Origin of the sequence: Catenisphaera adipataccumulans, assembly GCF_014202755.1 — a bacterium.
Lineage (GTDB): Bacteria > Bacillota_I > Bacilli_A > Erysipelotrichales > Erysipelotrichaceae > Catenisphaera > Catenisphaera adipataccumulans.
The window spans coordinates 1-12,287 of record NZ_JACHHK010000006.1 but is presented as its reverse complement, the minus strand read 5'-3'; the positions used below and the strand labels follow the sequence as shown (position 1 = coordinate 12,287).

Genomic DNA, 12,287 nt, shown 5'->3' with positions numbered 1-12,287 from the left:
CCACAAAGGTATCGTTTCTCCAATTATTTTTCATCCAGAAATGCAGTCGCTTCGCTCAGCACCTGACCGATGGAATCATGAATGACCAGATCGGCTTTATGATCCATCGAAGTTTCATCCCGGTTGATCAAGACCATATGCCGGCCGTTAAAATATTGAATAAAGCCTGCAGCCGGATAGACCACCAGACTGGTACCGCCGATGATCAGCAGATCCGCCTGCGCAATGGCTTCCACCGCATGATAAATGGTATTCTCATCCAGACTTTCTTCATATAAAACAACATCCGGCTTGATGATCCCGCCGCAGGCATCACAACGCGGAATGCCCTTGTCGTCCCGCAGTGCCATTGTTTCTTCTAAATTGAACTGCTTCCGACAGTCCATGCACGTATTGCGCAGGATCGAGCCATGCAGTTCATAGACCGTCTGGCTGCCGGCTTTCTGATGCAGACCGTCAATATTCTGCGTAACGACAGCTTTCAGTTTGCCGGCACGCTCTAATTTTGCCAGCGCGTAATGTGCCGCATTCGGTTTTGCATCAGGATAAACCATTTGATTAAAGTAAAATTCATAGAATTCTTCCGGGTTGGAACGGAAAAAACTATAGCTGATCATGTATTCGGCCGGATAACGGTATTTCTTTTTGTATATGCCGTTATCGCTGCGGAAATCTGGAATGTTGCTTTCCGTGGATACACCGGCACCGCCGAAAAATACAATATTATCCGATTCTTGGATCCAATCTGATAAAGTGGACATGTTCATCACCTCTTGTTTTTATTATACAAAAATGCGAGGATTTTTTCCTCGCATTCTCTTATTTTTCCTGAATGACCGTGAAGGTATATTCTCCGTTGACAAAGTCGATATTGATTTGAGCATCTTTGACGACGCCTTCTTCAATGATCTTCTTCGCGATCTCAGTTTCGATCTGCCGCTGGATATAACGCTTCATCGGACGGGCACCGAAGACCGGATCCACGCCCATCTTCGCAATCTGCGTATAGACCGCATCGGAAACATTCAGAGTAATATCCCGCTCAGCCATTCGTTTGGACAGCTGGTTGATGAACTTATGCGCGATCGCAACGAATGATTTTTCATCCAAAGCGTGGAAGACCACGATTTCATCGATACGGTTGATAAACTCAGGTTTAAAGTGACGTTTTACTTCTTCCAGATATTTATCATGCCGCTCCTGATCCGTGATATTTTCAAAGGCATACTGGCTGCCCAGATTACTGGTCATGATGATGATCGTGTTCTTAAAGTCAACGGTCACACCTTTCGAATCGGTGATGCGGCCATCATCCAGAACTTGCAGCAGGACGTTGAATACATCCGGATGGGCTTTTTCGATCTCATCAAACAATACAATACTGTACGGATTCCGGCGTACGGCTTCCGTCAGCTGACCGCCTTCATCATAGCCGACATATCCCGGAGGGGCACCGATCAGACGGGAAACACTATGTTTCTCCATATATTCCGACATATCGATCCGTACGATATGACGTTCGTCGTCAAACAGCTGTTCTGCCAATGTTTTGGCAACTTCTGTTTTACCGACACCTGTCGGACCAAGGAACATGAATGAACCGATCGGACGGTTTTCATCCTGGATCTGTGCCTTGCTGCGCAGGATCGCATCGGTTACCAGTTCCAGTGCTTCATCCTGACCGACGACCCGTTTCTTCATTTCGTCTTTTAAGCGAAGCAGCTTGTTCCGTTCAGATTCAACCAAACGGCTCACTTCAACACCGGTCCATTTCGAAACGATCTTCGCGATCAATTCTTCGTCTACTGTTTCCTGGATCAGCGCATCGTCTTTTTTCAGACTTTCGGCTTTCTTGATCCGTTCTTCCAATTCCGGGATCACGCCGTACTGCAGTTTGGCAGCTTCTTCATAACGCGCTTCGTTCTGAGCCTGTTCCAGATCCAGACGTGCCTTTTCCAATTTTTGTTTATCTTCCTGCGAATGCGCCAGAGCCGCTTTTTCGTCTTCCCAGCGCGAATGCATTTCATCGCGTTTCGACTGCAGGCGGCCGAGCTCTTCCTCGATTTGTTCACGGCGTTCGACAGCTTTTTTATCTTCTTCATCTTTCAATGAAGTCAGTTCGATCTGCAGCTGCAGGATCTTTCTTTCCAATTCATCCAATTCCTGCGGCATGCTTTCCATTTCTACTTTCAGCGTTGCACATGCTTCATCGACCAAGTCGATCGCTTTATCCGGAAGGAAACGATCCGTGATATAACGATCCGAAAGTGTTGCAGCAGATACCAAGGCTTCATCCAGGATACGGACACCGTGATAGCTTTCAAAACGATCTTTTAAACCACGCAGAATACTGATCGTATCATTGACGGTTGGTTCTTGGACCATGACACGCTGGAACCGACGTTCCAGTGCCGCATCTTTTTCAATGTACTGGCGATATTCTTTAAATGTCGTCGCACCGATACAATGCAGCTCACCGCGCGCCAACATCGGTTTCAATAAGTTGGCTGCATCCATCGAGCCTTCTGTCTTGCCTGCGCCGACCAAGTTATGGATCTCATCAATAAACAAGATGATCTGACCATTGGCTTTTTTGACTTCATCCAAAATTGATTTCAGACGCTCTTCGAACTCACCACGGTATTTTGCACCGGCGATCAATGATCCCATATCCAATTCGATCAAGCGTTTGTCACGCAGCGATTCTGGTACATCGCCTTTCATGATCCGCCAAGCCAGGCCTTCAACGACCGCTGTCTTACCAACACCAGGTTCGCCGATCAGCACCGGATTGTTCTTGGTTTTCCGCGACAAGATTTCCATGACACGGCGGATCTCATCATCTCGTCCGATGATCGGATCGATCTTGCCGTCCCGCACATCCTGTACCAGGTCGCGGCCGTATTTTTTCAAACTTTCGACATTCTCTTCGGAATTAGGCGTATCATATTTTTTTCCGTTACGACGGTCCAGTTCCGCCTGCTGGCAGTCCTTCTCGTTCAAATGGAATTCCCGCACCAGCCGTTTAGAGATATAGGAATGGTTGAACATCAATGCCAGCCAGACACTGGCAACCGATAAGTAAGTTTCATCATGCGCATGAGCCCATTGTTCCGCTTTGTCCAATGATCTCTGCACTTCACTGGAAAAATTCAGATTTGCCGAAGAACTGCGGGCCATATGACCTTCTTCTTCTGCAATAATTTCCAAGGCACGGTTCTTATCAACATTCACACGCTCAAACAGGCCATCCAAGGTTTCTTCTTTGAAAATGGCCCCCAGCATATCTATCGTATCGACCGTCGGATGCTGCTTCGTTTTTGCGTTTTCCGCAGCATTCATCAATACTCTTTGAAGTCCTTCAGACATTTGTTCGTAGTTCATAGAAAGCACCTCCTTTAGCACTCTTCATCTCTAACTGCTAACAGTATAGCACAACATTTAGCACTGTCAATAGTTAAGTGCTAATTTTTTATAAAAAAAGAACTGAACTTTTCGTTCAGCCCTCCGATTATTTTTCAAACAAAGTCGTACGTCCGTACGCCTTCTGCCAATTCATCGTAAATTCCCCGACAGCAATTTTTGTGCCTGGGTGATCGATCATGTTCCATACAACATCCGGCGGTAAAGTCTCTGCCTGGATACCGGCTTTGATCAGTTCGTGTGCCTGACTGGTATTCTTAAAGCTTGCCGCAACGACTTTCGTCGGCATATTGTTGATGCGCAGCATTTCGATCAGATCTTTGACCTCGGCAACACCGTCTCCATAATTGCACATACGGTTGACATATGGAGCCAGATAATCTGCACCATTCATTGCTGCTAAGAAAGCTTCATCAGCGGAATAGATCGCAGTAGCTAACGTGCGGATGCCGCGTTTTTTACATTCTTTGATGGCTTTCAGACCTTCACGTGTAACAGGGATCTTCACCAACATGTTCTTCGGACGAATCTTGCTGATGCGCTCAGCTTCTTCCATGATCCCTTCGTAATCCGTCTTTACGACTTGAATAAAGAACAGCTGATCTTCACTTAAATAGTCGGCAATTTCCTGAATGACCGTTTCCGGATCTTTTCCTGATTTTGTGATGATCGTTGGGTTTGTCGTCACACCGGTCACCGTTAACAATTCATCCAATGCTTTGATTGCTTTAATATCGGCAGTATCCAAAATGAGTTCCATATGTCTCCTCCTTATTGACAAAATCATTATAGCATAAAGAGGCGAAGATACAAGCATTTTTTTATTATTTTTTATTATTTTTTATTATTTGAATCGATTTTTGAATTTGTCTAGACAATCCCGTCCAAACCATTTAGACTATTCATGAGGTGAAAATAGAATGAAACAAGCTGTTCAAATCAAAGAGAACGTGTATTGGGTTGGTGTCCGCGATCTCAACAATCGTCATTTCCACGGTGAGCTTTACCCGATCGAAGAAGGCACAACATACAATGCCTATTTGATCGTTGATGACCAGGTAACATTGATCGATACGGTCGAAGCAGAATTTGCCGATGAATGCATCGAACGCATCGTATCTGTATTAGGCGATCGGCCAATTGACAATATTATTCTCCAGCACGCAGAGCCGGATCATTCCGGTGCTTTTGTAAAAATTTACGCGAAATATCCAAATGCGAAAGTGTATGCGTCACAGGGCGGTGTCCGCAACATGAAAGCGCAGTATTTCGGTGATGTACCGATCCAGGTGCTGAAAACCGATGATACCATGAGCACAGGTAAATATACGTTGACTTTTGTCGAGATGCAGATGATCCACTGGCCGGATAATATGCTGACGTATTCGCCGGAACTGAAAGTTGTATTCTCGAACGATGCATTCGGTCAGCACATCATCAATTATCAGATGACCGATGAAAATCTGGACCGCTGGTACTGCATCGAACAGGCGAAGGAATATTTTGCGAATATCGTGCTTTCTTATACCGCACAGGTCAAAGCAAAGCTGAATTTGATCCTTTCCAAAAACTGGGAGATCGAATACATCATGCCGGCACACGGTATCATCTGGAAACAATACATTCCGGATATCCTGGCAGCCTACCAGAAATTTGCGAATCTGGAAAACAAGAACAAAGTATTGATCGTCTATCAGTCGGTCTGGAATCATACCCAGCAAATCGCCGAAAGCATGGCAGAAGGTTTTGCTGCCGGCGGTATGGAAGTAAAAATTTATAAACTGAGCGAAACCAAATCGTCCATCGTCTTCCGTGAAGCAATGGATTCGAAACTGATCTGCTTAGGTTCCGGTACCTACAACAACGATATGTCCTACAGCGTGGCAGCCTTTTTGGAACACTTACGGGCAGCGAAGTTAAAAGGCAAGAAAGGCCTGACGTTCGGTGCCTACGGCTGGTTCCCGAAAGTGCCGTCGATCTTGGATGAAAAAATGGCCGAAGCCGGTCTGGAAATGGTGCAGAACGCAATTGGCCAGAGCTTCAGTCCGAACCAGGAACAGCTGGATAATTATTACGAAACCGCAAAAGAAATCGCAAAGAACTTATAAAAAAGATTCCGATGATGATCATCGGAATTCTTTTTTTATATGCGAATGAGGCGGCAGGCGCAGTCCCTTGGGCAGCTTGTTTTTGATCTGCCGGCCGTCGCTTTTGCCGTAGCCGATCGGATAGCCGTTGACACAGACTGCTGTAAATCCTTTAGAATGTGCCAAGACAACGGGCATACCATGATAAAAGGCATCTGCTTGTTCTTCATTCAGCTCTGCTTTCATTTGATAAGCATCGATCCAATCGGCATTCATATAAAAAGCATGGGCTGGCTCGAAACGATTCTTTAACACATCCCCCACATAGATGCCCTGCCGTAAAGCCGGCAGTTTCAAAAATGGATGTTCCATCGCAAAGACCGCACTGCCTTTGACCTGAAAATAAGCCGGCAGACGGCCGATCTGCTGTTTAATAAATGTCCGTGCCGAAGCATCCGGCCGGTCGCTTTTCACAATCGGCAGACGGCCGATGCCGCCGCCTGTTTTCACCAACTTTGCGACGAAATGCCCTTCTCCGCCGTCCATCGGAAAGATCCGCCGACATTCGCTCAAGCCAAAGCCCGGGCGGCCGAAAGAAGCTTCGACCGGCACCAGTTTCATGTCCGGATACTGTGCAAGAAACCAACGGATCACTTCTTCATTCTCTTCTTTGGCATAGGTACAGGTGGAATAGACCATCGTCCCGTCTTTTTTCAGCATGCGATAGGCAGATTTCAGAATTTCTTTTTGGCGGTCGGCACAAGTCAGCACACGTGCCAGCGACCAATCTGCAGCCTCAGCATGTTTTTTCATCATGCCTTCTCCGCTGCAGGGTGCATCGACCAGCACTTTATCAAATGCCTCTGCCGTTTTCTCACAAAGTTTCTCAGGCGGTAAATTGGTCACCGCCATATTCATCACGCCCATACGTTCCATATTCGAAAGCAAGGTCATGGCACGATGCCGGGAGATCTCATTCGAAACCAAAAATCCGGAAGTCAGCCGATCCGCGATCTGGGTACTTTTTCCGCCCGGGGCGGCACACAGGTCCAGCACCGTATCGTCCGGCTGCACGTCCAATGCCGTCACCGCAGAGGAAGCACTGGGCTCCTGCAGATAAAACAAACCGGCAATATGGCCGATCGTATGTCCCATCGGTCGGTCGATGTAATAGATTTGATCAGAAAACGGCGCCTTCTGCAGGCGCATGCCTGCATGGGCAAAAAACGTTTCCGGATCGATTTTATGGGTCTGGATACGCAGGCCTCTGTACATCGGCTGCGATAGTGTTTTAACAAACGCATCGTATTCATCGGGGATATACGATCGGATCCGTTCTAAAAATTCCTCATTCATGTTTTTCTCCTAAAAAACTTCCTCGGGACGTACCCGGCAGCCAATGGCCGAACAAGCCGCCGGTGTATCCCAGCCGCATCCAAAACTGAAGTCCGCACCTTGCCGAAAATACGCAGCAGCTTGCGCAGCGTCGGTCTTCAGCTCGATCACTTCAATATGTGTATGCGGTCCGGTTGAATTGCCGCTGTTGCCCGAATAAGCAAGCAGATCACCTTGATGTACCTGCTGGCCGGGAACGACCAGGATTTGATTGGATAAATGGCATAAACTGACCGCATAAAGTTTACCGTTGACCGCCGCAAGCATACAGATCGTATTACCGCCGCCGTAGGGCCAGCCGCAGTAATTTCCCAAATAACCGCAGTTGCTTGGCACCGGATCGTCTGCATAAAGGATCAATCCATTGGCACCGGCCACGATCCGGCTCATCAGCGGTGCAGCGACATCCATGCCTAAGTGCATCCCGCCGCTTGGGTACGCCCATGTCCCGGCACTGATTGTACCACGTTCTATATAAGGAATCCAAGATAGACTGTATTCACCTACGTCTTCATCGCCTTCCAACAGGCAAGCATCAGAAGCCGGTTTTTGTTTACGATAAATCCCGCCGAAGGACGGTAGATCATGATCGCCGGGGATCACACGATCCATATTTGCCTGTCCCCCAGGCTTGATATCCCGATACTGCGCCTGAAATCTCTTTTCCAGGATCGCTTGGGCATCCGTTAAACGTTCCAGCTGCCGGCTGCAGGCGCGGATGGCTTGCCGATCGCTGCGAATCGTTTTTGGATTAGTTTCCGGATCGGCCAGATGACGATGAAGGACGATTTCCTGGTAATCCTGATAACGGATCCAAATATCCTGTGTACGTCGGATTTTTTTAGACAGCGCCGGTGCATCCGCCGACGAAACGGTTTTTACCTGATTTTCCAAATGATCGATCGGTACTGTGCTCAGCGAGGCCGATAAAAAAAGACAAATCAAAGTCGGTAAGAATTTCATGGTTCTCCCTTCTCTGTCTGTCTTTCTTGTCTATGCAGATTGTTTTCGATACATAAATCCACTGTATAAAATAAACAATAAATACAAATCATCTTTGATCGGATACAGCGTACCATCAACGAGCCCATGCACACCGACGATCACCAACATGCCGACCATAAAACCGAACAGCAGCCGATCTGCAGACAATGTCCGGCGGACAATTTTAAAAATGTAGAGAATATAATAAGCGAAAAAAGCACAGCCTATTATGCCGAATGAAACGAGCGCATCTAAATAAATATTGTGGCAGTGTACTGCCTTATGTGCATGAAATGCCAAATAATTGCGATGATAGGTCCACGGGCCGTTGCCGAACAGCGGATATCTTTTAAACATGCGGATCCCGGCCCGCCAGATCTTGAACCGACTTTCGATCGTGCTGAAATCATTGAAACGCGGGATCAAGGTCGGATGGGTAACAACCGCACCAAGAACAGCGGCCAATGCTGCCGCATACACCACCATCAATTTTTTCTCTTTCGCAAAATAAAGCAATATCGGGATCACAAAGATCAGCGGGACCAACGCAGCCCGGCAGCCGGTCAATAAAATAATGCCAAAATTGGCCAGTGCGATACAAACATACCACACACGATGCAGAAGCTGCTTATTTTTTAGGAAACAATATAAACATGTCGCTAAAACATACTCGCACATCAGCGCAAACAAATTGGCATTCTGAAACGTTCCGGTGATCCGGCGAGACGGACTGTTCTGGATCTTGAATTCCCAAAAAGAATAGCCGCCCAGCTGCGATACATAGCGGAACTGAATGAGCCCAAGAATGATCATCGGCACCGAACAGATCAGCACCCATTCCGTTATATAATGGAACAACTTCGGATGAATGACCTGCGAATAATAGCCGACGCTCACCATCAACAGGAAGAAACCGGCGGTCACTCCGAACCCAAGCAAATTCCGATAAACAACGCACACGATTGCTTCCAGAAGCAGGAAACCATAGACCCATTTCTTACCGACTTGTCTGCGGATATACGGCCATAATTCGCCTTTCAGTAATAAATACGAAAGAATCACGACATTGGTCAAAATAAAGACCAAATGCGGCAGAAAAATCGACGTGACCATAATCATGATCAGCCAGTCATTTTTCTGAAAAGATCGTAGATCTTCACGAATAGTTTTCATTTACTTTCCTTTCGCTTTTTTTGTACAAGCTGCCATCGCATCCAGTACCGCAGCCCGGAATCCTTTTTCTTCCAGGACTGCCACTGCTTCGATCGTCGTGCCGGCCGGCGAACAAACCATATCTTTTAATTCGCCTGGATGTCTGCCGGTTTCCAGCACCATCTTTGCGGATCCTAGAACCGCCTGGGCCGCAAAACGTACGGCTTGTGCCCGCGGCATGCCATCCCGTACAGCGCCGTCCGCCATCGCTTCGATCATCATATAGACATAGGCCGGTGAAGATCCGGAAACCGAAGTAACCGCATCCATCATGAACTCTTCTACTTCTTCACAGCGTCCGAACGCATTGAGCAGCTTTTTCACTTGTTCCGTTTCCGCTCTGGATACCAATTCATTGGTCGTAAAAGCCGTCATGCCTTCAGATACCATGGCTGGTGTATTTGGCATCGTGCGGACCAGTTTGACCGGTTTTCCGAATGCATTTTCCAAAGCTTCCAGTGTAAAGCCCGGCGCAATGGTCACGATGATTTGATCATCGGTCATTTGATCCCGGATTTGTTTGATCACTTCCGGATATACCTTAGGTTTTACACATAAGAAAACGATATCTGCTTCGGCGGCTTCATTGTTGTTTTGTGTAACATGAATACCGTAGGCCGCCTGTGCTTTTTCCAATGCCGGCATCGAACGATTGGAAGCAATGATTTCATCTGGCTTTACGACCTGTGATGCAACAATGCCGTTGATCATCGCATTGGCCATGTTGCCGCATCCGATAAATCCTAATTTCATTTTCTTACCTCTTTTTCCTTCAAAAAAAGCATCACAGGAACGTGATGCGATTCAGACAAATGGTGCCGAAGAGAGGACTTGAACCTCCGACCTACGCGTTACGAGTGCGTTGCACTACCAACTGTGCTACTTCGGCAACTGCTTTTATATAGTACATGAAGTCTGTTTAAATTGCAAGGATGAAATAAAAAAACCGTTTTTTGTTAAAACGGTTTTTTATCATCTATAGCCTCCTTATGCAGGCATCTGCGTATTATAATAATCATATTGTCCCTGCGTATCGGTCTGTGTACTATCTGTTTGTGTGCTGTATGTATCCGTGGCTTGCTGGGAATCCGTCTGCGCTTGGTCAGACTGCGTTGTCTGCGTATCCGTACTTTCTGAGTCTGTGCTCGTTGAAGTATCCGTTTCCGTTTCTTCTTCGTCGGTTGTTTCGTATTCTTGGATCAATGTTAAAAAACTTTTATCCGTCTTCTTTTTCGAGAGATCGTTCACTTTATCCTGCAGATAGGAATTCAACTGTTTGTACATATCCTTGTATTGGACGACCAACGATTTTGTCGAATCATCATAGGTATCCCAGTCATTAAGATAAGCAATGATCGTCTGATAATTTTCATCTTTCTCCAAAGATTTATTCGTCTTTTTCTGTTTCAGTTCTTTGATCCGTGCCGTCAGTGTTTTTCCTGTCTGCTCCTTAAAATAAGCGTTGATGTCGGTTTTCTGCTGCTCGTTCAGCTTTTTATACTTTTTCTGCATCGGCGAACTGATCAATTCATTTTTCTCCGTATCCGAAAGCATATCCCACTCATCGGCATATGAAACGAACTGATCGTAATATTTCTGCTGCTGTTCTGTCACCAGATGTGCCGGATCATAAACAATTACTTTATAAGAATAGGCACAAAGCAATAAAGCCCCTGCCAGGAATACGGTCAGGATCACGATCCATTTCATTTTCTGCCGCGGTGATTTTGGCGGTTTTTGTTTACGGTGCAAAGCAAACCGCCGGGTGCTTATTTCTGCCGCAGGTTCAGTTCCTGCGTTATTCTCTTCTTTTGTCGGTTCTGCTTCCGTTGGATCGGCAGGCTCTTCCGACTCAAAGAACTCCTGCACGGCAGATTTCGGTCTTGCTTCTTGATTTTTTTGTATTTTTTGAGATCCTGGTTTTCCTTCTTTATCCGCTTTGGGTTTTGCCGGTTTGGATCTTGTTTTTCTCCGTTTCCAAAATGGCTGTTTTTTATTCGGCTTTGGTTCTGCCTGCTCCGCTGTCGATTCGTTTGTCTCTGTCTTTTCTTCTTTTTCTGCGCGTTTTGGCTGAACACCATGCAAAGCTGTTTCCACGACAGCCTGCTGGGTCATTTCATCATCCATACGGAAAGAGGCCGTATCAAACTCGTCCATTTCCATCGGATCATGAAAACGAATACTGTAGTCGCGCTCTTCCTGTTCGATCGATTTCTGACCGCGCTCTTTACGAAGCCGGTCCAGCGCACTGGAAAGTTTTTGTTCCGCATCTTCCCGATCGGTTTTCGGGCCTTCATCGACCGGATCATCCGCGTGGATGACAGTTTCGGTTTTTTTATCTAATAAAGCTTGTGCAAAATCATCGATTTCGTAAGGGCTGTTTTTCTTTTCTTCTTTGCTCATAGAACTTCCTCGATAATCTATTTTATCACATCTGCCGGGTAAAAAAAGAAAACTCAGGGAATTTTATAAAAGAAAAGGCATCGAATCAAATCGATGCCTTTTCTCCCTGCTCATTGAATGATTTATCCCTCTTATCAATTCAGGTTCATTGCCTATCCTTTTGATCTGCCGCCAATGCAGATACAGGCAAAGTATGAGGATTTGTCCAGCCTTTTCGAAAAAAAGTCTGAACTATCCCTTTTTGAATGTTCATGCGTATTTTGATGTTTACCAAAATACTACTAACTATACACAATTTTTATAAATTTTGAAATAAAAACGTAAAAATTTATATTTTTTAACATGAATATTTCATAAAGATAATACTAAAGTATGAGATAAAAGTATGATATTTCTTAAAAATTCGTCGACTTTTTAGGTTATATTCGCATTTTCATAAAATAGATCCATTCAAAAGCCACCGGATCTTCTCCATATATTAAGAAATTTATATTTACTCTGAGAAATAAAAAAGCAGATCATCTGATCTGCTTTTCAAGTATCATGGTGCCCAAGACCGGACTCGAACCGGTACGAGCTCATCACTCGGTGGATTTTGAGTCCACTGCGTCTACCAATTTCACCACTCGGGCATTGCTTAATAATTATACAAAAGAATCATAACGAATGCAAGTGTGAATTTATTGCGTTCTATACTTTAGTAAAGGGGTCATAAATTTTTCTGTCCCTTCATTTTGTCTTTACCTAAAGGGAATCTTAATGGTTTGCTGATCAGGCGGAATT

General features: G+C 45.7%; 9 protein-coding genes and 2 tRNA genes. 1 reads left to right on the top strand and 10 read right to left on the bottom strand.

The features are described from left to right. Positions 1 to 23: 23 nt before the first annotated feature. The 3 genes from HNQ47_RS07905 to HNQ47_RS07895 all read right to left on the bottom strand — a co-directional run bounded on the left by HNQ47_RS07905 (position 24) and on the right by HNQ47_RS07895 (position 4,183). Entirely contained in the window at positions 24 to 761 is a 738-nt protein-coding gene (locus tag HNQ47_RS07905; RefSeq protein WP_221248082.1) for an NAD-dependent protein deacylase, read from the bottom strand. A 58-nt stretch (positions 762 to 819) separates the two neighbouring features. Next, complete coding sequence (locus HNQ47_RS07900; protein ID WP_183328857.1) at positions 820 to 3,384, bottom strand: ATP-dependent Clp protease ATP-binding subunit; 2,565 nt, start codon at positions 3,382 to 3,384, stop codon at positions 820 to 822. A 127-nt stretch (positions 3,385 to 3,511) separates the two neighbouring features. After that, a complete protein-coding gene (locus tag HNQ47_RS07895; RefSeq protein WP_183328856.1) occupies positions 3,512 to 4,183 on the bottom strand; it encodes a transaldolase family protein in 672 nt (223 codons plus the stop codon). Between the two features lie 160 nt (positions 4,184 to 4,343). Between HNQ47_RS07895 and HNQ47_RS07890 the strand changes: the two genes are divergently transcribed. After that, entirely contained in the window at positions 4,344 to 5,531 is a 1,188-nt protein-coding gene (locus tag HNQ47_RS07890; RefSeq protein WP_183328855.1) for an FprA family A-type flavoprotein, read from the top strand. A gap of 18 nt (positions 5,532 to 5,549) precedes the next feature. On the opposite strand, the gene HNQ47_RS07885 is transcribed toward HNQ47_RS07890, so the two are convergent. From HNQ47_RS07885 to HNQ47_RS07855, 7 genes are all read right to left on the bottom strand, one after another. Further along, the gene (locus tag HNQ47_RS07885; RefSeq protein ID WP_183328854.1) at positions 5,550 to 6,866 is read right to left on the bottom strand and encodes an RsmB/NOP family class I SAM-dependent RNA methyltransferase; all 1,317 of its coding nucleotides are present in this window, start codon (positions 6,864 to 6,866) and stop codon (positions 5,550 to 5,552) included. A gap of 9 nt (positions 6,867 to 6,875) precedes the next feature. Continuing rightward, a complete protein-coding gene (locus HNQ47_RS07880) occupies positions 6,876 to 7,868 on the bottom strand; it encodes a M23 family metallopeptidase (RefSeq protein ID WP_183328852.1) in 993 nt (330 codons plus the stop codon). Between the two features lie 30 nt (positions 7,869 to 7,898). Next, the gene (locus HNQ47_RS07875) at positions 7,899 to 9,062 is read right to left on the bottom strand and encodes an O-antigen ligase family protein (protein ID WP_183328851.1); all 1,164 of its coding nucleotides are present in this window, start codon (positions 9,060 to 9,062) and stop codon (positions 7,899 to 7,901) included. Beyond that, the gene (gene proC, locus HNQ47_RS07870; RefSeq protein ID WP_183328850.1) at positions 9,063 to 9,854 is read right to left on the bottom strand and encodes a pyrroline-5-carboxylate reductase; all 792 of its coding nucleotides are present in this window, start codon (positions 9,852 to 9,854) and stop codon (positions 9,063 to 9,065) included. A gap of 60 nt (positions 9,855 to 9,914) precedes the next feature. Further along, positions 9,915 to 9,990, bottom strand: a tRNA-Thr gene (locus HNQ47_RS07865). 98 nt (positions 9,991 to 10,088) lie between these two features. After that, on the bottom strand, positions 10,089 to 11,504 hold the full coding sequence (locus HNQ47_RS07860; protein ID WP_183328849.1) for a hypothetical protein: 1,416 nt from the start codon (positions 11,502 to 11,504) through the stop codon (positions 10,089 to 10,091). 544 nt (positions 11,505 to 12,048) lie between these two features. Further along, a tRNA-Leu gene (locus HNQ47_RS07855) sits at positions 12,049 to 12,136 on the bottom strand. Between the last annotated feature and the right edge of the window lie 151 nt (positions 12,137 to 12,287).